The organism is Amycolatopsis sp. NPDC059235 (genome assembly GCF_042754125.1).
In the GTDB taxonomy this organism is placed as follows: Bacteria; Actinomycetota; Actinomycetes; order Mycobacteriales; family Pseudonocardiaceae; genus Amycolatopsis; species Amycolatopsis albidoflava.
This window is the reverse complement of the sequence record NZ_JBHZAG010000018.1, coordinates 43,645-66,437: the sequence shown is the minus strand read 5'-3', so window position 1 is coordinate 66,437 and position 22,793 is coordinate 43,645. Positions and strand designations below refer to the sequence as shown.

9 protein-coding genes (1 of these 9 running past the window's edge) are annotated in these 22,793 nt (G+C 69.9%); 3 read left to right on the top strand and 6 right to left on the bottom strand.

Translation table 11 applies throughout. The features are described 5' to 3' along the window. Positions 1–1,080: 1,080 nt before the first annotated feature. Both ACFXI3_RS14870 and ACFXI3_RS14865 read left to right on the top strand, forming a co-directional pair. Complete coding sequence (locus tag ACFXI3_RS14870) at positions 1,081–1,629, top strand: hypothetical protein (RefSeq protein ID WP_378399918.1); 549 nt, start codon at positions 1,081–1,083, stop codon at positions 1,627–1,629. A gap of 50 nt (positions 1,630–1,679) precedes the next feature. After that, positions 1,680–2,933 carry a hypothetical protein gene (locus ACFXI3_RS14865; protein WP_378399917.1) on the top strand — a complete coding sequence of 418 codons (1,254 nt, stop codon included), beginning with the start codon at positions 1,680–1,682 and terminating at the stop codon, positions 2,931–2,933. Positions 2,934–3,116: 183 nt separating this feature from the next. Here the strand turns inward: ACFXI3_RS14865 and ACFXI3_RS14860 are convergent, their stop codons facing one another. The 5 genes from ACFXI3_RS14860 to ACFXI3_RS14840 all read right to left on the bottom strand — a co-directional run bounded on the left by ACFXI3_RS14860 (position 3,117) and on the right by ACFXI3_RS14840 (position 7,850). Continuing rightward, positions 3,117–3,458, bottom strand: coding sequence for a transcriptional regulator (locus ACFXI3_RS14860; RefSeq protein WP_378399916.1), 342 nt, complete (start codon positions 3,456–3,458; stop codon positions 3,117–3,119). Beyond that, positions 3,455–3,925 (bottom strand): hypothetical protein, encoded by a 471-nt coding sequence (locus ACFXI3_RS14855; protein WP_378399915.1) that lies wholly within the window; start codon positions 3,923–3,925, stop codon positions 3,455–3,457. Before ACFXI3_RS14855 ends, ACFXI3_RS14860 begins: the two co-directional genes overlap by 4 nt. 507 nt (positions 3,926–4,432) lie before the next feature. Further along, positions 4,433–5,164 carry an SDR family oxidoreductase gene (locus ACFXI3_RS14850; RefSeq protein ID WP_378399914.1) on the bottom strand — a complete coding sequence of 244 codons (732 nt, stop codon included), beginning with the start codon at positions 5,162–5,164 and terminating at the stop codon, positions 4,433–4,435. Between the two features lie 162 nt (positions 5,165–5,326). Then, positions 5,327–5,638, bottom strand: coding sequence for a hypothetical protein (locus ACFXI3_RS14845; protein WP_378399913.1), 312 nt, complete (start codon positions 5,636–5,638; stop codon positions 5,327–5,329). Between the two features lie 676 nt (positions 5,639–6,314). Next, a complete protein-coding gene (locus ACFXI3_RS14840; protein WP_378399912.1) occupies positions 6,315–7,850 on the bottom strand; it encodes an FAD-dependent monooxygenase in 1,536 nt (511 codons plus the stop codon). A 62-nt stretch (positions 7,851–7,912) separates the two neighbouring features. Here ACFXI3_RS14840 and ACFXI3_RS14835 point away from each other — a divergent pair, with 62 nt between their 5' ends. Beyond that, positions 7,913–8,344: a MarR family winged helix-turn-helix transcriptional regulator gene (locus ACFXI3_RS14835; RefSeq protein ID WP_378399911.1), complete on the top strand. Its 432-nt coding sequence runs from the start codon at positions 7,913–7,915 to the stop codon at positions 8,342–8,344. A 762-nt stretch (positions 8,345–9,106) separates the two neighbouring features. Here ACFXI3_RS14835 and ACFXI3_RS14830 read toward each other — a convergent pair. After that, positions 9,107–22,793 carry the 3' end of a hypothetical protein gene (locus tag ACFXI3_RS14830; protein ID WP_378399910.1) on the bottom strand. The gene runs 43,631 nt beyond the window's last position, so 13,687 of the gene's 57,318 nt are visible here — the last part of the coding sequence; its start codon lies beyond the right edge, outside the window; it ends in the stop codon at positions 9,107–9,109.

The window sequence follows — 22,793 nt, the reverse complement described above, 5'->3', positions numbered from 1 at the left end:
AGGAACACCCCGCCGTCGTCTCCGTAAACAGCGACCGAAACGCGCATCTCAATCAGCGGCCAGGGCGCCCCGGAGAGCTGGACGGCCACTCCTTCGGAGCCACCACGGGCAAGATCCGATCAGCCACATCCAGCCCTCCCGTGCCACCCAACAACTTACGGAGATCCGGTGAACCTATGACCATTCATCGAGGCGGACAACGCTGCGGATAATAGCAACATGACGCGAGCGTGCACCCTGTTGAAGGTCTCCAAAGCCGCCTGTCACGCCCGTCGCCGCGAAGGACGATGACTCCGGACCGGTCGGAGAGACCAACATCCAGCCCCCTGTTCGTAGACCCGGGCCGCCGACCGACTCGGCAGCCCGGCCAGCGGGGCGAAGGGCACCGATCCATCGGCTCCGAGCGAGCGCCAGCAGCGTCAAACCAGCCGGGAAGTGCACGCATTCCGTGCGAGCTCACCGGCCAACCGGGCCGTCCCTGCCCCGTCGCCCCTGAATCCTCATCTCTTCGGGCATGGCCTTTTCCGCTAGGTTTCGCTCCCCCTCCCGGTCGGCAAACCTGGGCCGTCCGAGCCGGTGGAGGAGATGTCGGCCATGTGGCGGTTGACCCTGAGCACTACGCCAGCAGCCTTGTGCTGCGTGGGATGCGCCGCTGCTAGGTCAGTCCCGGCCGCCCCGGTTCGCCGGGTTCGTCCGGCGAAACACCGAACACCGTTGTCGTCTCGCCTGTGCCCGCGGTTCCGCCGCCGACCCCGAGCACCCCTTCGGTTCGATCCGCCGGCCCCAATGTGTCCGCGTCGGCGGCCGCGGTCGCGGTCGCCCGGATGCGAGAGTGGTGCGCATTCGACCGGCGGGAGCCGATGAATGCGAACCTCCAACGCGCGATCCCCTGCGAAACCGCCGCAGCAGCGCGGGCGGATCGGGCGAGGGGCGACAACGCGCAGTCTTACAGAGGGGGCCTGCGCACAGCAAGCGAGCAGCACCTGCGACACCGTTTCCGCAGGCTGAATCCCGAGCGCCCCAGGTCCTGGATACCGCTTACCTCGCGATTTCGGCCCGCTGCACGAATCTCGCGGCAGGGTGCAGTTCGAAACCTCGACGGTGCAATCGGTCCGCCAGGCACCGCGCCGAACTGACGGGCGCTGGCTCGTCGACAACCAGGTGGAGGCTGATGCGCGGGTGGGTCGTTGTCTTCGATGCGGCAGTCGCGGTGGCTGCGGCGGATTGCCGGACTGCCCCGCGCCGCCCTCGCCCGCGGTGCCGCCCATGCCGGCGCGTTGCAGCTCTCCCCTGGCACCGCTGGATGTCGCGAAGAAGATCGTCGGTACCGCGAAAGCGATGTCCGTCCAGGAACACGGAGTGGCGATCGCGCCACGGTCCGCGAAACAGGAGTCCCGATTGGATACTTTCGCGACCGTCGGCTGCTCGACGGGCACCTTCCAGCGAATCGGACCTGGCTCCGGCGACGCCCGTGCCGACTACGACCGGACGGCGGCCGGAACCGAAGACACGATCATGAACCTCGGCCGAGGCGCCTTCCTGCTCAAAATCGGTCACGAACTCCGCTCCTCGTCCAACGCATCCGCTCAGCGGCCGAAACCCGCCTCACCGAAACCGACGCAGCCATGACCGGGCGCCCGCGAGAGTCCTGAAACCATGAGAAAAGAGAAATCGTTCCCATGAATCGATTACGCAACGGGATCCTTGCCGTGCTCTTCAGCGGCAGCCTCATCGTGCTGGCCGCATTCGGCTCCAGCCCGCCGGCGGAAGCACCGCCAGGCCCGGCCCCGGCCAACCTTGTGTCGCAGGTCAGTTTCGCCAACGGAACCGCCAAGTCCGGCAACGCGGCGGCCGGGACCGGCGACTTCGCGACCGGTCCTGGTGACGCCGCGACGAAGTGGGTGCAGATGTCCGTCGGAGCGGTCGGCCCGCTCAACCCGGTCGTGGTCAACGCCGCCGGATTCACCCTTTACCGCTCCGACAAGGACACCGCCCGCCCATCGGTGTCGAACTGCAGCGGGGATTGCGCGGCGACCTGGCCACCAGTCCTCGTCCGGCCGGGCTCGCGAATCTTCCTCGACGGGGTCGCGAAATCCGACGTCGGTGTGATCGAGCGCGCCGACGGCGGCCTTCAGGTGACGATCAGCGGCTGGCCGGTCTACCGGTTCAGCAAAGACACCCGTCCCGGCCAGGCCAGGGGGCAGGGCGTGGGCGGCACGTGGTTCGGGGTGACCCCTTCAGGCACCAAGGCGGGCAATTCGCCGCAGGGCACGGATTCCGGGACCGGACTCGACTACCGGAACGGGACGGCGAGGCAGAACAACGCACCGCCGAACACCGGCGACAACTACCTGGGTCCGCGCACCGACCCACCCGCCATGAAGTGGGTCCAGCTCACCGCGGGATCGGCCAGCGGCCTCAACCCGATCGTGCACGACGGAGCTGGCTTCACCCTGTACCGCTTCGACAAGGACACCACCCATCCGCCGGTCTCCCATTGCTCGGACGCTTGCGCGGCCACCTGGCCGCCAGTCCTCGTGCAGACCGGCTCGCGGATCTTTGTGGACGGAGTACCGACCTCCGTCATCGGCATCGTCACCCGTGCGGACGGACGACACCAGGTGACGATCGGCGGCTGGCCGGTCTACCGGTTCAGCAAGGACACCGCCGCGGGCCAGACCAACGGCGAGGGCGTCGGAAGCACCTGGTTCGCGGTGTCCCCGACGGGCGGCAAGATCGCCCCGACGGAGAACGCCGCTCCCCCGGCGGCCGCACCGAGCAGCGCGCCGGCGGTGCCGCCGGCACTCGGCACCCGGCAGCGTCATTGTCGACAAGCGGCAAGAACTTTTCCGAGCCGAACGGCTCCGAAAGCGTCGCGGGGCCGGGCTGCCGGAACATCGGGCGGCCGGACTTCGCATCTTCACTGCAGCTGAGCGGCGGACCGATCAAGATCTGGACCGGCAAGGACTGCACCGGTACCTCAGCCGTGGTGACCAGCGACGTGGCGAACCTCAGCACAATCGGATTCGACAAGAAGATCGTGTCGATCCGGTTCGGCGGCTGAACACCCGGATCCGGAGCGAGGCACCGACCGGCGTCCGCGCGGGTCCCGCGATTCATTCCGCCGGTTCCGGACCGTCCGGCGCATCCCGAGGCGGTCGAGCCGTCCGGCGGAGCGCTTCGAGCCAGGCGAGATGACCGCCCAGCGCGGCATGGCCGACGGGGGTGAGCCGGAACCACGTCCGGGGACGCCTGCCCACCGCACCCTTGTCGACCTCGAGGTACCCTGCGTCCTCGAGGATTCGGGCATTCTTCGACACCGACGAATCCGCGACGCCGACGATCTCCCGGACGGCGCCGAACTCCACCCGTTCCGCGCCCTGCAGCAGCGCGCACATCGCCAGCCGGGTGCCTGAATCCAAGAGAGCGTCCCGCCGGGCGGCGACGGTCCCGGTCACGGTGCGACGACACGGCCGCTGCGGATGTCACGGCGCACCGCAGCGTTCAGTCCCCACAGCAACCCAGTTCCGATCGCCGCCACAGCCACCGCGACAGCGACTCCCGGCGCGATCCGGCCAGCGCGCGCCAGCAGGTTCACGGCCCCGACCCCTGCTGCCCCGATCACCAGGAACATCAGCGCAGCGCGGCGTGCGGACGGGTACGACCACAAGGTCTTGCGGGAAAGCGCCACTCCCTGGACCCGACGCAGCAGCAGGTCGCCGAAGACCAGCACCAGCACGCTCGGCCACATCACCGCGGTGAAGGCGTCCGGCCACGACGTGAGATGCGGAAGCAACGGGGCACTGAGCATCCCGAGCAGTGCCGCTCCCTCCACGGTGGCGAACCACCACGGCAGGCGCACCCGCTGCGCCAGCCGGTTTCGTGCCCGTGCGGCGATGATCGCGCCCTCGGCTTCGTTGCTCATGGCATCTCCCAGCTAACAGGTGAAGTACTTTCCTGATCGAAAGTACTTCACCTGAGCGACTGGCGCAACGCTTCGCCAAGACCTTCGGGCGACCCGGCCCTCGGCGCGCGATCCCCTCGCCGAAGCCGTGGCCGCCGCCAGGCCGAGCGGCAGATTGCGAACAAATAAGACACTCCGAGCGGCGCTCCAATACCGGAATCGTCAGATTCCGTCGACCCAAGCGGATCTGCCAGGCAGTGATCGGCCGGCATTCCGTCCCGGGACGCAGCCAGCGTCCGACACAGGGCGGCGGACGGCTTCCCCTTCCGCGAAATGGGCGGCACCACACATTTCACGTCGAATTCGCCGGTCTGCATTACGACGGACTGCACCGAGCCGATGAATCTCCGGATACTTGGCGCAACACGATTACAACGGCCGCGGATCACGCTTTCACTCGGGACGCCCGCCGGCAACTTCCCTTGTGTAAACTGTTGCTTTCCGGCGGCGCGCAGGGAATCACACCGGCTAGGGGACGAGAGCCACGATCTCCGACAGGTCGGTACAGCTTCCGTCGATTCCGACCCGGACGCCGCCGGCCGTGTGCCGAATGATTCGGACAAGGAACTCGCTCGCGTCCCGGACGGTCGTCAGCTTCCCGCCAAGTGCCGCCGAGGCCGCCTTGCTGGCGTATTCGGCCGCCTCGGCGGGACTCATGACCTGGGCCAGCAATCGAGTTCCGGGGACGAATCCCAGGGCTACATCGACTGCGCGCACGCCGGGGTAGGCGGCGGCCACCTCGGCCAACTGGCGGGCAAGATCCCGCTTTCCCTCTGCATAGGACCGGAAAAGCCGCGGCACGCGCTCCAGCGGAAGGTGCGCGAAGAGCGTGTTGGTGACCGCGAGGACGCCGCCGTCCGCCACCAGCGCAGCGGCCCGCGAAACCACCTCGACCGCCCCTCGGGTCTCCGCGCGCTGGTCGTCCGGATTCCGAACCAGGGAACCGGCGTTCGCGACGAAAAAATCGACCGGATCGGCACCAAGCTCCCGGAACAGGTCGTCGACCGAGTTCCGGTCGCTCAGATCAAGCCGGAGCGCGCGACAGCCGAGCCGCGCTGCCGCTTCGCCCAGCCTTCGCTCATCCCGTCCGGTTACGACCAGGCGTAGTCCGTCATTCGACAACAACCGAGCGACCGCGAGACCAATGCCGGAACTGCCGCCGGTCACCACCGCGGTACGGATTCTCTCCACATTAATCATTTCGCACGATCCTCGTGATGCGTCGCCAAACCGGGTGAGTTTCCCCGCAATATTCACAAGTCTACGACAGTCCGGGGCGGTGACCTAGTCCTTTCACCCACGCTCATACCACAGGCACCAACGGTGCGGTTCGTGAGGGAAACCCCTCACGAACCGCACCGTTCACACAGCGAAATCACACGGCGACAGATCGCGCTGCCGCGCACGCAGCAGCCGCCTTTCACCAAAGGCTGATCGAACATCGAAGAGCAGTCTCGCGGCCGCGCAGTCCAGCACGCCGTCCGTCCAAATCTGACCTCGGCCGGCCAGTGCTCTGGGCTCCCCGGGAACTCCACCTCCATGGAACGCACTCCGGAACTGTGCCGCACTCTCCATTCCGGTCATGAAAAGCTGCGCACCTTGCTGCGAATGATCGAGAGCGCCGGGGTGCTCAAACGCCACCTTGCCCAGCCGGTCGGCGAAAACGTGCGTCATGCGGGTTTCGCCGCACACGCCCGGATCTGGCGGCGCGAGGCGGAAAGCACCTGCCCGGCATCATCGCGGGCGCACTGGCCGCCACGGAGGTGACCGCGCCGGACGTCGAGGCTGTCGTCTTCATTTCCCGCACCAGCTTCACGATGCCGGCGCACAACGACCTGGATGGTCAACAAGTTCGGCTTCCACGCCGGCTGCCGGCCGATTCCCTCCGCACAGTGACGGCAGGTTCGACGAACTCGTCCGCCGCACGCCGATGATCCCAGTCTTCGGCCCAGCGCTCGTCGCCTCGACGAACCTGGAAGTCGGCGAAGTGCAGATCAAGCGGGGCTACGTGTCATCCGCCCTGAGCTAGCGGCGATCGCGACGGCGGCGCGTTCGCCGATCCAGAGGTGCTCGACCCCGGCCGGAGCGAAGGCAGGCGTCTCACGTTCAGAGCCGGAATTCATGCGCGCATGGCCCATGCATTTCGCCCTACTGGTCGTCACGACACGGGTTGCGCGGCCCCTTCACCCGGTTCGCCTGGCCGGGACACGGAGCGGATCGACACTGAAGACGATTCGATCCGGCGGCTCCCGGCCGCCCCGTGCTGCTGCACGGCTGAGGTTTCCGATCGCGGCTCCGGCTGAGAACTGGCGGAGTACTTTGCCTTCAGCCGGAGCCGGGAGCGGACAGTTCAGCCGAGAGCGGCGGCCGGCACGGCTGGCCCGGCCAAGCTCGCCCACGGGCGCAGCGCCTCGGCGAGCGCATCGGTGTCCACCGGCTCGCCGACCGGGTGGACCCAGCCGACATATCCGTCCGGCCGCACGAAAACGGCGTCGAACGCAGGGACCGCGCCGAACACGGGCAGCCGCACCTCCCCGCCGGACCCCGCCGGATTCGGCCGGGCCGTCACCCGCACGACCCGATCGGTCCCTTCGCCGGAGAAGGCGGTCAGCTCCTCAGCACCGAAGTCGATCAGCAGCGGACGCGCGTCGCGCAGCAGACGGAAGATGTCCACCGCACCGTCTTCGGCCGAGAGGGCGAGATTCGGCATCCGCCGGCCGAGGAGGGGGTGGCCGTTCCCCAGCGGGTAGCGCAGGTTCAGTCCGCTGAGAATCCCGCTGAGCCGCAGACACACCTCGGGCACCGCAAGAAGGTCGGCGATCACCCCGCGCAGCGAATCGTTCTGGCTTCCGGGCTTGATCAGCGCGGTCTGCGCCTTGGCTAACTCCAGCACCCGAGCGCCGACCGGATGACGCTCCCCGTGATACGTGTCGAGCAGACCGCCGGGGGCGCCGTGCAAAACGGCGGCGAGTTTCCAGCCGAGGTTCACCGCGTCCTGAATGCCGAGGTTCAGCCCTTGGCCGCCGATCGGCGAATGCGTGTGCGCCGCGTCGCCGGCCAGGAACACCCGTCCGCGGCGGTATTCGGCGACGTGGCGGAATCCGTCCGAGAAGCGCGACATCCAGCGCGCTTCCCGCAGGCCGCAATCCGTGCCGATGCCGTCGATCATGGTCTCGCGAAGCTCGTCCAGCGTGACCGGAGCCGTGCGGTCGGCCGGCGGCGTCGCGCGCATCATGCTCAACCGGAACCAGCCCGGCTCGGCCCGGGAGATCTGGTAGGTGCCGATCCGTTCGTTCCGGCCGAAGACACCCCTGTCGGAGGGCGGCGAATCCAGGCGGACGTCGCCGACCACCCAGTACGAGACCGGATCGTCGCCGGGGAACGGGACCCCGCAGATCTTCCGGACCGCGCTGTGCCCGCCGTCGCAGCCGACCAGGTATTCGGCCCGGATCGCCGTTTTCCCGGCCGCCCCCTCCGCGAAGACCTCGACGCCTTCGTCATCCTGCCGAACATTCGCGACGCTCGTGGACCATAGGAACCGCACCCCAAGCTCCGCCGCCCGTTCAGCGAGAATCCGCTCCGTCTGGTGCTGCGGCAGGATCAGCGCGGAGGGCCAGTCCGGGTCGACCTCGTGCGGAGCCATCGGAAGACCGGAGAACAGCACCCCTGGCAACGGTTTGCCCAGGCTCAGGAAGGCGTCGGCCAGCCCTCGCTGACTGAACACTTCCATGCTCCGCGCGTTGATTCCCGGCGCGCGGGACTCGCCGGCTGTGCCGGCGGCACGACGCTCCACCATAACGACCTCGACGCCGACGAGCCGGAGCTCGCACGCGAGCATGAGACCGGTCGGACCGGCGCCTGCGACGACGACCTGGGCGGTTGACACTGACCGAGTGATTTCCATAGGATCACATGTAACATTACATAGGATCCCATGTAAAGGACGAGATGAAATCCTCGGAGACCGCCAGCCTCTCCCAGCTGATCAATCGGGCATCCCGCGCTCTCGCGCGCGACGGCGACGCCGCACTCCGGCCGTCCGGCCTCCGCTACGCCCAAGTCCCGGTTCTCGCGTCACTGAGCGAAGGCGTCGCACTGACCCAGAAGGAGCTGGCCGACGCCTCCGGCATCGACCAGTCGTCCATGGCCCAGCTGCTCGCCCGGATGGACCGCGACGGGCTGATCCGCCGCACGCCGCATCCCCACGACGCGCGCAGTCGCACGATCACACTCGCCGAGGAGTGCGCCTCGCGCACCGCCGAGGCACGCCACCAGCTGGCGGAGCTCGACCGGCGGGCCGTCGCCGGGTTCACCGCCGAGGAGATCGACTCGTTCAGAACCTTACTGATCCGCGTGAACGAAAACCTCGAGCAGCCCTGAAGGCCGCCTCCTTTGCCGGTCCCGGCTTCGCCGACCGGCCCTGCGCGCACCCGAGCCGGACAGTCTCGGGTGCGCCACGGAAGCAGTCCGGAATCCCCACTCAGCCAGCACTGTCTGCAATTTGCTCACATCAAATTCGGCTCTTTAGTTCTTCTGCCGTGGATTTGTATCCTTCAGGCCACGCATTGTCCCCGCCGGAGCACGCAGACCTCGGGCAGGCACGTGCCACGCCCGCCCGAGCCGGTGTCCTGTTTCTTGTCCGGACCAGTCGCCATCGCTTCCGTCTGGTCGGCCCGGGGTCCGTCCGCCGGGCCGGCCCGCACGCAACTCCGGCCAGTTCTCTGAGCGGTTCTGGCGCACTTTGCGTGATCCATGGTCGGCGTGTCGTCCATAGTGGACAGATGAATTGCTGGGATCCTTATATGCGACAATGAATCGTGATGTCATTGCGGTCTTGATGCCGCATCTGACCGAGGTGATTGTTGAGAAGATGGAGCGTGAGGCAGACCAGGTCTGCATCCGGGCCTGCTCGGCGACGCGAAGTGCGCGGTGCCCTCGCTGCGACGGCGCCTCAGCTCGGGTGCATAGCCGTTATGCGTACAGCAGCCGGGCGGGCGCCGCTCGAGAACACCATGCCGTGGTCCCCGACGCCCGCAGCGCGCAGCTCGGTCATCATCGGGCCGAACCTGCGGAGCGGCTCCGGCGACCGGCTGGCCGAGCGATCCGCCGGGACCCTGCTGGCGGCCCAGTTCCGGGAGCTGTTCAGCGAACAGGGGGAGGATCGGCGTCGGCTTCCGCGTCGTCAGAGTCCTCTCCGCGAGGCGGAGTGAGACCGGTCCGGTCCCAGCCGAGCTCCTCCAGACTGAGCATCGGATCATCCGGCCCTGCCCACTGATCCCAGTCAAACCCGTCCGCGGCCATGAAGTCGAACCCGTCAGCGCCGTAGAGATCGTCCGCACCAGCCAGGAACTCGCCGGCCGGGAACTCCTCGTACGGCATCCCCTCCGCCGGCCCCGCCTCGCCCTGGCCAGGCAACCCCCCCAGCGCATGCCAGTCCAGCCACTGCCCCTCGTTCAGCAGATCCGTATCCAGGTTCTGGCCTTCCCCGTACGTTGCCAGCGCGTCCGTCCCGCCCATCTTCTTGTCGCCGTCCTCCACCAGCTCCTCGACCCGGCTCGACGGCCCGGGGCCGCCCCGGTCCAGCGGGTGCTCGTCCAGCGTCGCCGGGGAACCGGGCGCATCCTCCGGCACCACCCGCAACCGCGCAGACTCCGGCCCTTCGAACGCAGCCACCGCGGAGCGCACATAGCGTCTCATGACGACATCCACCGGCACCCGCTCACTCGACGGCACCCGTCTCCCGAACTCCGAGAACGCCCGCCGAACCTCCGCCTCGACCACCTTGTGCACCACCGCCCACCTCAGTGGGGCCGCCCGTTTCGACGCCGCCCCGCGCTTCGACTCGAGCAGCAAGCTGTCGACCTGGCCGTCCCGGTAGAGCCGGTCCGCGAACCCCGCCGCCATCCGCTGCACCCGGAACAGATCGAACGGCGTCAACGCCGACCGGAGACTGGCCCCGACCCCTGTGTAGAGCGGCGTCTCCCGCAGCGCCGCCAGCTCCTCGAGCGTGTACCCCGACGCCGCCAGCGTCGCGATCCGGAACGACGCCGCCTCCACGCGATTCTCGAAATTGAACTCGCTCCGGCTCCTGTCCGGACCCCAGGCCCGGGTAATCCCCAGCCCCAGATCCGCCAGTGTCACCTCCCGCTGGCCCAGCCCCGCCTGCCCGCGCAACGCCCGCCGGAACTCCCCCAGCTCGCGCTCTGCCTCCTCCCACAAGATCCCCTCCACCGCCGCGAACAACCGCCCGCCGTCCGCCTTCGTCCCGCCCTTCTGCCGGACGTGCAACCGCGTCTGCGGGAACTCCTCGCCCCGCACCGCGAACTCCTTCATCCGCACCGCCCACCTCACCGCATACCCCCGCACCCGCGCCAGCGTCTCGCCCTCCAACCACGGATCACTGTCCCCGCGATAATCCGCAGCGAACACCCCCCGCACCTCACCCACCGGATCCAACCCCACCGGCCTCGAACCCGACACCTCCAGCCGGGAGACCGGCCGGACCCCCGCCGGCAGGCCGGGACGCCCCCCGCACAACAGATCCCCCGCCCTCAACCCGGCGAAGAAATCCTCCACAACCCCCCGCGCCGCTCCCGCAGGAGTTCCGCCCAGCCCTGGGATATCCGCCCGCACTCTGGCTGTGCCCCTGTCCGAGTGGGTCTCGTACCGGACCTCCACCTCCGGCAGCATGTCCTCCACCGAGGGCAGCCGGTCCGCGGACAGGCCCTGCCACCGGTCCCCGCGCCCCGCCCGGGCCTTCGCCCCCGCCAGCACCCGCTCCGCGCTCCACCGCAACTGCTCCAGCACCTCGCGGCGCAGCTCCGCCTCCACCCCGGCCACGCGCACCGCCGACTGCGCACTGCGGGTCACCGTGACCGTAACCGTCACCGGCTCCATCCGCGCGGTCCCGCCGGCCGCGAACGCCGCCAGCGCCTCCGCCGCAGCGCCCTCCCCCCGCCGCAGCAACCGCGCCCAGGAAAACGCCGACACCCGGATCAGATTCCCCGGCACCAGCCGCAACGGCGCCGACGGCACCATCCGCAGGTCTGCCAGCAGCTCCCGCCGCCCCTCGCCGACCTCCAACCCCATCTCCGACGCACCGCCTCGCAGTTCCCGCCGCAACTCGACCCACAACCCCAGACCTGCGACGCTCAGCCCCGGACGCCCCTTCGCCGCCAGCGCCACATCGAGCATCTCCTCCACCAGGTCCTGCCACGCCTCGACCGCCTTCTTCACCACGGCCCCGGTGCCGTGGCACACCAGGCTCACCGGCGGCGACTCCCGCCCCTGCTCGTCTCGCTCGATCAACTCGGCCGCCAGCGCGCCGATCGCCTTCGTCAGCTCCGCGCTGCCCGCAACCGACTTCACCCCCGCCTTGGTCGGTTCCGCCTCCGCTCGCCACAGCTCCCGCCGCTCGTCCCGCCGCATCACCTCGTCACGAATCACCGGCTCTCCAGGTGTGAACGACGTCAAACCCGCTCTGGCCGGATCCGCGCCTGCCTCTGCCAGCATCGCGTCCGTCAGCCCAGCGGCGCGCGCCGCCGCAAAGAACGCCGCCACCGCCTGTTCCCGATCCGCGACCGACACCACGCCCTCCTCCGCGCCGCCCGCGCCCGGCAGCTCGGCGAACTCCGCCCATGTCGCAGCCTTCGCCTTCACCGGCACGAAGTCCAGCCTGACCTCGGGCACGAAAGCCTCCAGCGAGGGCAGCCGGTCTGCCGACAGCCAGGACGGGTCCTGCTCCGCCCGCGCCCGCGCCGCCGCCAGCGCCCGCGCCGCACCCAACCGCACCTGCCGCCCCACCTCCGCCGCCAACGCTTCCCGCCGCTTCTCGGGCAGGTCGTTGCGCCGCACCACCATCACCGTCAACGCCGGCATCCGCGCCTCCCCGACACGACCGGCCGCGAACGCCTCCAGCACCTCCGCTCCCGCCCCCTCCGACCGCCACATCATCCGCCCCAACGACAATCCCCGCACCTGCATCGTCACGTCGGACACCGTCTCCAACGCCACCCGCGACGACACCCGCAACCCCGCCACCCGCTCCCCCGGCCCCGCCTCCGCCTCCACTGTCAGCCGCAGCGGCCCCTCACGGCCCTTCTCCTCCGCCTTGACCAGATCGATCACCAGCCCCGCCGACCCGGCCGTCAATCCCGGCGACCGCTCCCTCAGCGCAGCATCCAGAAGCTCCGTCAGCTCTGTCAGCGCCTCACGCCAGCTCCCCGCCATGAGGTGCTTCAGCTGGTTCTGCGTGCCGTGGAACACCGCACGCAGAACCGGTGCCTCCCGTCCCTTCCCTCGCGCATCGATCACCATCCCCGCGATCCGGTCCGCCGCCGACCGCGAACCTGCCCTGTCTTTGCCGACAACACTCGCCGTCCCAAGCTTGACCTTGCCTTCCCACACGACAGAACCCCCGGCAGTCCGGGCAGCCTGCCGTCTCTGCTGCGCTGCAGCAGCCGAGGCCGTCCCCTCCAGCAAGCCCATCCCGGCTACCCCTGCGAAGAACTCCTCCAGCGCTCGTCCGTCCGCGGCGGGGACAGCCGTCCGGGGGGCACCGCGCCAGGGCAACGCCACCGTCACCCGCGCGCCGTCGACAACCTCGCCTGCCTTGGCCCTGGCCTTACTGATGAACTTGGCGGTGATCTGCGCCGTCGGCATCATCTGCTCCACGCTGGGCAGCCGGTCCGCCGACAACCCGCCCGGCAACGGCCTCCCCGCCCGTATTGCCTCCCGCGCAGCCGCCAGCACCCGCTCCAGACCCCACCGCACCCGGGTCTCCAACTGGCCCTGCAACTGCGTTTTCACCTCGGCAGTCATTCCGTTGGACCGCACGGCGACTGCGGATATGTCCGGCAGCCGAGGATCGCCGCCCGCCGCCAACGCCGCCAATGCCTCGTACCCGGCACCCTCCACCGCCCGGATCAACCGCGCCCACGACGACGACCACACCCGCCCGACCCTGGACTCCAGCTCCATCTCCATCACCACCGACGACGCCGCCCGCAACCCGGCAATCCGCTCGCCCGGGCCGTCCCCCGCCAACAACTCCACCCACGGCTCCGCGACATCCGCGCTCGCCCTCCGCACCAGATCGACCGCCACCCCCAACCCCGCAACCCGCAACCCCGAACCCTTCGCCTTCAGCGCCGCATCGATCCTGCCCTCGAAGAACGTCCGCCACTCCTCCTGGACACCGCGGGTCAGGCTCGACTCCTTGGCGTGGAACACCGCGCGCACCGGCGGCGACTCCCGCCCCTGCTCGTCTCGCTCGATCAGCTCGTCCGCCAGCACGTCGATCTTCCTTGCCAGCCTTTCGTCGCCTGCCACCGCGTTCGAGCCCTTTTTGCCCGGCTTCGCCTCAGCCCGCCACATCTGCCGCAGCCCGCCCGCGCCAACATCCGCCAAGCGTGCCGCACCGACCCCACCGTCGCCGCGCACCGCGTCAGTGCGCGACCGCTTGTGCACGCCAGCCCCGGCAGAATCCCCCAGCGTGCTCGCGTCCCGTTTCGGCCCGCCACCCAACCTCGCCGAACCCTCCCCGCCGGCACCGGCTGCGGCCCTTGTCGTGCCGCTGCCTGCCGGGTTGTCGCCGAGCACGATGCTGCCCGGGGTCGGGGTGTCATCGACGGCGAGGTCCCGGACCTGCCCGCTCGGCAGCAGTTCCGCCCGCAATCCCGTCCCGTACAGCCCAACCGGACCGTCGTAGCCCAACTCCCGCACACTCGACTCCAGCGCACCCATCCCAGACCGCGCCCACCCCGGACAAGTCACCAACACCACGCCCTCTTGCGCACGCTGCCCCGCCATCGCACCCAGCCCCACGAGCAGCTTCCCCAAGCCCGCCTCGTCCAGCACCACGACACGGCCCTTCGCCTTCACCCGATAGCCCGCCCGGCCGCGGTGCAACACCACCGAATACCGGACCTCCCCGGGCCCCGGAACGTAACGCCGCATCGCCTTTCTTTCGTCCTCGTCCAGCGGGAAAGCCATCCCGTACGACGCCCCGGCAAGACCCAGCGGAACCCAGTCCACGTCGCCCACCCGAACGTCGCCCACCAGCAGATCGCTCATCGCCCCGGCCAACGCCCACTGAGCGGCGTCACGCGAGCCCGGATGCGTCGCCGGCACCTCCGCGGCGATCGCATCGGGATCGGCGATCCGTGCCGGAACGAATGCCGCCACCTGCGCATGCACCTGCTGGTACCGGTCCTGGGACGCAATGAACGCCAACGCGTCCAAATACACCTGATACGCCGGCTCTAGCCGCCAGAACTCTTCCCGCGCCGCCGCCGGCGGCATCACCCGCCCCAGCACCCGAAACCGCCAGAACAACGCGTCCTCGGCCGGCAACACCCGCAACGCCCGAGCGAACCAGCCCACCACCCGCGGCTCGTGCACCGACAACACACCCGCGTCCAACGCATCCAATGACAACCGCGCCAACGCCTCCTCCGCCCCCTTCTCCCCCGCCGACCGCCCCGCCTCAGCCACCAGCTCGACAGCCCACCCATGCCACTGCGCCGCCAGCGCCGCCTGCCGGCGATCCCCGAACTCCAACGGCCACCACCCCAACATTCCCCGCGCCCGCGACCGCCACACCGCCGCCCGCACCGGATCCCCGTCCAACAACCGACCCGCCGCCCCCGCCCGATCCGCCAGCGCACCCGACGAAACCCCGGCGACAGACTCCCGATAACCCGGAACCCGCGACCGCTCCGTCTCCACATATTCCGGCAGGCCGCTGTGCCTGGCAAAGAGATAGCGCACGAACTCCGCTTCCGTGCCCGACCCGGCACGATGATCGAGCAGCGGCGCAGCGTCCCGCAGAAGTTTGCTGACCGTCCCGGCAGTCGAGCTGGTCATCCCGCGCTGGTCGAAGCGGATTTGATTTCTCTTCGCCAGCAGTGGTGCCAGCGCGGCCGCCGTCCCGATCCATGCCTGCGCAGCCAGCGGCGTAGCATTCTCCGCGGCACTGCGGGTCGTGCCGAGCAGGCCCAGCGCCTGGTCCACCAGTTCGTCCTGCTCGTCCTCGGAGAGCCTGCTAGCCACGTCGGGGAAGTCACTGCGTTCGGCCTGCCATTCCTGCTCGAAACGGGCGACGTCGGCCTTGTCGGTCAAATCGATGTCGCGGAATCCGGTGCCCCGCTGCCCGTCGCGGCCTTCGAGCAACTGCCGGACCCGCTCGTCGATCTCCGCGGTGAGCCGCTCCTCTGTCTCGCGCGCATTCATCAACTGGACGACGCCGCGCTGGATCATCTTCGCCATGTCCGAGAGCAGCTGTTCCAGGTTCTCGCCGTCCAGCCCGACCGGTAGCCGGCTCTCGCCCCGCTCGCCCAGCGCCCACACCGTCTCCGGCGGCTGATGCGGATCCAGCCCCCGCGCCAGCACCGGAGCCAGCGTGCCGTCTGCCAACCGCCACGCCACCCCCGGCACCGGATTCCCGTCGCGGTCCCACGGCCACGCCGGCGGCTTGGGTCGTTCGAGCAGCCCGGCGCTGCCGGTGTCCTCCCCTGCCTCGTCCGCCCATGCCAGCGGCGGCAGATGGGGATCCAGCCCCCGCGCCAGCACCGGAGCCAGCGTGCCGTCCGTCAACCGCCACGCCACCCCCGGCACCGGATTGCCCTTGCGGTCCCACGGCAAGGAAGGCGCGACCGCCGCGCCCGCCAACCGCGGCTCCGCCGCCAGCAACATGCTCCGCGCCTCCGCCAGGGCCCGATCGCGGGTTTCCTCGGCCACGCCTCGCAGTTCCGCCTCTCTGCGGGCGATCCTCTTGCGCCAACGCGACCGCTGGATATGGAACCTCCCCAACAAATCCTCGGCGATCCGGGCGAACCCCACGCTCGCCCACCGCGACTGCGCCACCGCCTCGGACACGTCCCATCCCTCGCCGGGCGGCGTGGGCACCGGCCCGTTCCTCGTCCAGGTCCGAACTCGTTCCGCTGCGGCGCGGACCTCCTCGCTGAATCGCCACGCCGAATCCCGGCTGTCTCCCGCAGCCAGGCGCGCCCCCACGACCGCGACCAGATCGGAATACATCTTCCGCTGCGTCGCCGCGTCCGCGCCCACGCCCGGGATCACATCCGGCATCTCGCCCAACAGCGCCACCGCCGCATGGCGCAGCCCCGCCGCCAGCTCCAAGCCCTGCTGCGCCTCCACCTCAGACAACGCCGTCTTGGACGCCTCGATCAGATCCCGGTCCGCTTCGAACTTCCGCACCAGCTCCTGCAGCGGGCCATCAGCCGTGTGCACCGCGTCGAAGCCGCGGCGCAGCGCGCGCGCCTGCTCCTCGATGGAGTGGACGTCCATCTCCGCGACGACGCCGGACACCACCGCCTCCCACACCGAGGGAGACATCACCCGCACCGCCGACGCATGCTCGAAACCGCTCAGCAACACCTCGTTCGCCGCATGGCGCAGCTCCAGCACGTACTCCGGGCTCTCCCGCTCCACGAGCCGCTCCAGCGCCGCCGAAGTCGCGCGGCCGTCCAGCCCGAGCGCTCGCAGCATCTCGAACTCCTCGGCCGGTGTCCGCCCGCGAGGCCGGCCGTGCTTATCCGAGAGACCCGGACCGCCCACTGTCGCCAGCGCGTCCTCGAGACCGAGTCGCTCCGAAGCCTCCATGATCGCGTCCTCGAACCGGTCCGCCACCGCGGCCGCCAGCCGGTCCCACAACCGCTCCTGTTCCTGCGGTGCCGGTCCCCGGTCAGGCATCGGCACCGGCCGCGGCCCCAGCACCGACCGCGCCACGTCCATCCCGGCCCCGCCCCCGGCTCGCAGATAGTCGTCGCCCAGTTCCAGCGTGGCCTGCGGAATCCCCGCGTATTCGTCGTCTGTCTGCGACTGCGCTGGGGCGGCACTGTAATCGCTGGCTTCCGATCGTATCGATTCGGGGCTGGCCGGCCGGGCACTGTTCCGCGGATCGGAGCCGGAACCATCGGCTGAACCCGCGAGGCTGCCGGAATCGTCCGAGCTAGTGGACTCGTCGACGCTCAAATCCGACTCGGAGTTCGCCAAGCCGAGATCGAAGTCATCATCATCATCGGACTCCGCCTGGAGGTCCCAGACTGTGCTGTTCCAGCGGTAGGAGTCGGCAAGCTCCGGCAGATCCTCAGCCGGAGGCGGGTTCAGCATGGTGATCACCCGTTTCGGCGGCGGGTCGAACCGGCCTTTCCGGAGCCGGGAAGCGGCGTCGGCGAGCTTCTCGACCATCTCGGCGGGCCGTGCCGATGCGAGATAGTGCACAGCCCGGTATCCGGTCAGCCGGGCCGCTCCCCGGCTCAGCCCGCCCCCGGCCGCGCGCTGTCCGGTCGCCTCCCAAAACTGGCTCAGTTCCACGTCCTCTTCCGTGCCGGTCGAGGCCGCTTCAAGCGCTTCCAGAGCTGCCACCGCCTCCGAGAGTGCATCGGGCAGCTGCGCCAGGACCGTCAGCAGCCAATCCGCGCCGGGAAGGTCGTCCAGCCGCGACGCCAGCCAATACCGCCACGGAGTCAGCAGCTCTGCCATCTCTAGATCGCCCAGCACGCGCTCGCCCTCTGCGATCCACTGCGCCTGCAGCGCCTGGTCCGGCATCGAGCCGCTCGTGGCCTGATCGTCCGCGGCGGCCGTCAGCTCGGCAGGCCACAGCCTCGCCCTCGCCAGTTTGATCTGTTTCGCGAGCCCAGCCCCGCTGCCCTCCTCCCCCGCAACCCTCGCCAGCCACTGCGCAGCCGCAGTGCTCTCGCTCACCGCCCTCGCCACTCGCCCCAGTCGCCCAGCATCCACAGCACTCCGGCCCGCCTCGCCCAGCATCCTGTCCGCCAACCGCAACGCTTCGCGCTCCAGCCGCAGCCGGTCCGGCTGAACCGCCGCCTGACCGGCCTGCGCCCATTCGCGCGCCGCGGACTCGGCTCGGGCCCGCACCGTCGACACCCCGGCGTCGTAGCGCCCAGCCACCAGGGCCAGCTCATCCAGATGATCCAACTCGGCACCGTGACGGCCGGCGAACAACCCGTTCCCCAAGAGCTTCCGGCCTCGCATGACCCATGCCTGCCGCATCTTCTCTGCGGTCACTCCCTGTCCCGGCGCGGGCGGCTCGGCCCCGAACCGCTGCCGGAAATCGCCCGCGACCCGTGCGCGGAAATCACTGACCCGCTGATCCTCGGAAGCCTCGAACGCCCGCGCCGACAACAGCCCCTTGAACCCGGCCATCAGCCACGCCGTCCACTGGGCCTGGTATTGACTCCGCTCCCATCCCGGCCGCTCCTTCCGCAGCCATGTCCCGGCCGCGACTGCATCGACCAGCTCCTCGTACAACGCCCGCGCCCGCGCCGCCGCGGCGGTCTCTACGCCCTCCCCGATCATCCCGAGCGGCCAGCCCAGCGCCTGGTGGGCCGCGTCCCGCCGCCACTGCGCCGCCGCAACAGCCGCCTCTGCTCGCGCAGCCTCGATTTCATGGCGCCATATCCAGCGGCTCGTCTCGATCGCCAGGTCCGTGGCCGCCAGGTCCGGGCCCAACGTCTGGCCCGCCACCGTGCGCAGATCCGTCAGGAACGGGTCAGCCCAGGCGTTCTCGATCAGGAACTGCTGGATCAACGCGCTCGGGCTGTGCCGCCGCTCGGCGTCGACGACCGCCATATGCGCCAGCAGCACCTCTTCGGCGAAGTCCCGCGGCAGGCCCCGCAACCCCTCGACCGACCCGAACACCGTCTCGGCCCGCCCCAGTTGCTCGGCAACCGCATCCGCAGACAACTGACCGAGCCAGACGCTCAACCTGTCCCCCGCCCGCTTGCGCACTCGTTCGATCTTGTCCGTGCGGTCTGCCGTCTGACTCGGCCAGTCCCTTCGAGGCGCGGGAGGAAGGAAGTCGTCGCTGGTCCCGAACGGCGACGGCGTCCCTGCCTTCTCAGCACGCTGGTGCTGCGCATGCGCGGCCCGCTCCGCCAGCACCCGGGCCAGCTCTGGCGGCGGGTCACCCGCCTGCCGCAACGCGGCGAATTCCGCAGCAAATCGCCACGCCGCCCCCTCGATGCTCGGCGGCAGGGCATCCTTTTGGCCGCAGGCCGCCGAGAACACCCCGACCGCGTCGTCGATCAGCCGGTCCTCGACCGGCGAATACGGGCCAGGGGCCAGTCCGGCCAGTTCGCCGATCAGCAGCTCCCGTATCCGGGCCCGCTGCGGATGCGCCAAGGTCCGCAGCACCAGACGCGGCACGATCCGGGCCCGTTCCGCCTGGCGAACCCGTTCTTGCCAGGCCGCCAGCTCATCCTCCAGCTCATCCTCGAATTCATGTCCCTGTTCCTGCAGCGTGCGGATCCGGTCGGCGTCCCGCACCAGCTCCCTCGACGCACGCTGCGCAGCATCGATGTCGTCCTTCTCCACCGCCGACCGGGCACCATCGCCGCGCGCCTCTGCCTCCGACCGCAGCGCCTCGTGATACGCGATCCGATCCAGCAGAGCCTGCCGCAGCCGCATCTGCAACAGCATGGCCTGCCCCTTCAGCTCGACAGGCGTGCCCAGCGCGTCAGACGCTTTCGCTCGCAGGGGCGCGGCTGGGACCACCGTGCCCGGCAGCAGGTTCCGTGCTGTCCCGTCCAGATACAATCGCCACATCGGGAACAGTTCATGGAACATCCGCAGCGTCGAAGCCGGCGCGAACGGCAGCGCCACCTCCCATGCCTCCCGCATCTCGACCAGCTCCGGCTTGGACCACCATGCCTCGAACCGGTCCGCACGCTGGGCATCGTCGTCTTCGCCGTAGGTCAGCAGCCAATTGTCCGCCTCGACAGCGTGCAACGAGATCAACATCCCGGCGGACTTCGACGCCGCGTCCGAACCCAGCGCGGCCCGCACCACCTCCGTGGCGGCCTGCCACGCCTCCGTCTCCGCCGACGCGAGACCGATGTCGTGCGATGACAGCTCGTACGCTTCGGTCCACCGAGACGCGAACGCCCGGTCCAGCGCAACGCTCGCCGGGAAATCCGCTTCCCGTCCCAGCGCCGAAAACTCCTCCCACATCCGGCCGGCCAGCTGCCTGGCCTCCGCCGGATCCGCCAGCCGCTCCGGGTAGCGCGCCGCGACCACGCTCATCAGGTCCGCCAGCAGTCGCGCCTCCCCCGCCGAGAACACGTCCGCGCTGTCCGCCGGAACCATGCCCGGCAACATGATGTCGGTCATCCGAGCCAGCTCCTGCCCGCTCATCGGCGACACCGACTCCGCGACCCGCGCCAGGTCCAGCCGCCACACCGACCAGTCCCGCATCGCCGCCGCCGCGTTCTCCGACGCCCGCGGCGGTGCCTGCCCGCTCCGGACGCGCTCGACATCGACCTCCTCTTGCAGCTCAGCACGCAACCCCGCCAGGACCGAACCGCCCCAGATCCGCTCGAACTCCGCCCGTCCTTCCCCCTCTCCCAGCGGCGCCCCCGCCCACTCGCGCAACGCTTCCGCATGCGCCGTCATCACGCGCCCGGCCAGCTCGGACCGGCCCCCCTCAGCCAACGGCCCGAACAATGACCGCACCAGAGCCTCCTCCGGCAGCAGCCCCTCCTCCTCCGAAGACTCCGAAGCCAGCGTTCCGTCATCGGACGGCGACCTCGGAATCGGACTTTCGTCCTCAGAAGGCCCCGCTGCGCCCGCTTCTCGCTTCCCCCCGCCGCCACCGGCCACCCGGTCGTCGCCGAGCGTGACGCCGTCCTCGTCCTCGAACGACATCCCGTCGTCCGGCGGACCCGGCAACCGCACAGCGGACCCGGCCAGCCCGCCGTCCGGGCGGGTCTCCAGCACCGGACCACGCGGCTGCGACCGCCATCCCCGCGGCCCCAGCTTCAGCAACCCGCTCACCCCCGCCACCCGTTCCCCGCCACCCGGGCCGTCAGCGAACCTCTGCAGGCGCGCCAGCAACGGCTCCTCGCCCTGCACCGCCCCGCACATCGCCAGCAACACCAACGGCCGCGTCCCCTGCGCCGCCAGGCTCATCGTGTCCGCCGCGTCCTTCAACGCGAACACGCCTTGCTCCCGCACATCGACCGACACCGGCGCACCGCTCGAGACATCCGTCACCGCATAACCCGTCGCCGAGCCCCACACATCGGTAAACGGATGCAGCGCCACCGTGAAATCAGCGCCCCCCGGCACGAACCGCCGGAACCACTCCGCCGCCTTCTGTGCCCTGCCCGACACCACCTCCTGCCACGCAGGGAAGAACACTCCCCGCACCACCCCCGCACCGTCTGTCAAATCCACCTTCACCACCCGCACCACCCCCGCCCCGTCCACCTCCGTCTCCACCGTCTGCGCACCACGCCACTCCCGCCCCGCCAGCAGCTCCGCCAACCCGTGCACGCCAGGCTCGTCCGCTGGCTCGTCCCCCAGCCGGCCCGGCTCCGCCAACGGATCACCCGGCATATCCCACTGATCCCACTCGAACCCGTCAGCCCCGTAGAGATCCTCCGTACCAGCCAGAAACTCGTCGACCGGGAGCTCGTCAGCCAGGAACTCCTCGTACGACACCCGGTCGGCCGGTCCGAACAACTCCGCCGACGAATCCGCGCCTGTCCCGTGCACGACATCCCAGTCCAGCTCCTGGCCCTCCCAGTACGGCGCCAGCGCTGGGGCGTCTGTCCCCGACATCCCTACATCGCGGTCCTCTTCCGCCATCCCACCGCCGGCAGCCAGACCAGCGCGCAGCAACTCCTCGAACTCCGCGTCGTCCAAGGCGAGCGGCTGCTCGTCCGGCGCTTCCGGCGAGCCAGGCGCGTCCGGGGCCGTCTCCGGAGAGCCAGGCGCGTCCGGGGCCGCCTCCGGGCTACCGGGCACGTCCGGGGATACCACCAGCATCCGTGCGGACCCCGGTCCCTCGAAGACGGTCGTAGCGAACCGCACGTGATCCCGCATGACAGTGGCCACCGGCACCCGCACACTCGACGGCACCCGTCGCCCGAACTCCCGATACGCCTCCCGGACCTCCTCCTCGACCACCCTCAGCACCGCGATCCGGCGCCGCGAGGTCGCCCAGTTCGCCGCCGCCCCTGCCTTCTGCTCGAGCACCAAACGGTCCATCTGGCCGTCCCGGTAGAGCCGGCGTGCGAACCCCGACGCCATCCGCCGCACCCGGAACAGCTCGAACGGCGTCAGCTCGGACCGGATGCCGGCGCCGTACCCCGTGTACAGCGGGGTTTCCCGCAACTCCGCCAGGTCCGCGTGTGTCAGCCCGGACGCCGCGAAGGTCGCGATCCGGAACGACGCCGCCTCGACGTCGTTATCGATATTGGTCTCGCTCGTCCTCCGGCTCTGCCGCCAGCCTCGCGTGATCCCCAGCCCGAGATCAGCCAGCGTCACCGCAGGACGGCCCAGTCCCGCCCGGATCTCCCTCAGCAGCCGCCCGGCCTCGTCCATAAGAATGCCCTCGACCTCCGCGAACAACCGGGCCCCGTCCGCGGCTGTCCCGCCCCGCTGGTCAACATGCAACCGCGTCTGCGGAAATTCCTTCTCTTGCAACGCGAACTCCTTCATCCGCGCCGCCCACCGCACAGCGAACGCCCGCACCCTCGCCACCGTGTCCTCGCCCAACCACGGGCCACCGTCTTCCCGATAACGCACTTCGAACTCCCCCGCCAGCCGATCGGCCGCCGGATCCAACCCCGCCGCCTTCGCACCCGGCAGACCGCGCCGGACCACCTTCGGAAGACCAGGCCGCCGCCCGCCCAGCAAATCCTTCGGCGCCAACCCGGCGAAGAACCCCTCCACCACCCTCGCCGGCGTTCCTTCCCGCAGTGGGATATCCGCCAGGACTCCAGTCCGCCCCACGCCCGGGACAACCTCAAACTGGATGTGCACCTCGGGCAGCATGTCC

Bases quoted from the DNA above. Each gene is read 5' to 3' on its own strand.
- ACFXI3_RS14855 (WP_378399915.1), bottom strand. From the start codon at position 3,925: ATGAGCAACGAAGCCGAGGGCGCGATCATCGCCGCACGGGCACGAAAC.
- ACFXI3_RS14835 (WP_378399911.1), top strand. From the start codon at position 7,913: ATGAAATCCTCGGAGACCGCCAGCCTCTCCCAGCTGATCAATCGGGCA.
- ACFXI3_RS14850 (WP_378399914.1), bottom strand. From the start codon at position 5,164: ATGATTAATGTGGAGAGAATCCGTACCGCGGTGGTGACCGGCGGCAGT.
- ACFXI3_RS14865 (WP_378399917.1), top strand. From the start codon at position 1,680: ATGAATCGATTACGCAACGGGATCCTTGCCGTGCTCTTCAGCGGCAGC.
- ACFXI3_RS14845 (WP_378399913.1), bottom strand. From the start codon at position 5,638: ATGACGCACGTTTTCGCCGACCGGCTGGGCAAGGTGGCGTTTGAGCAC.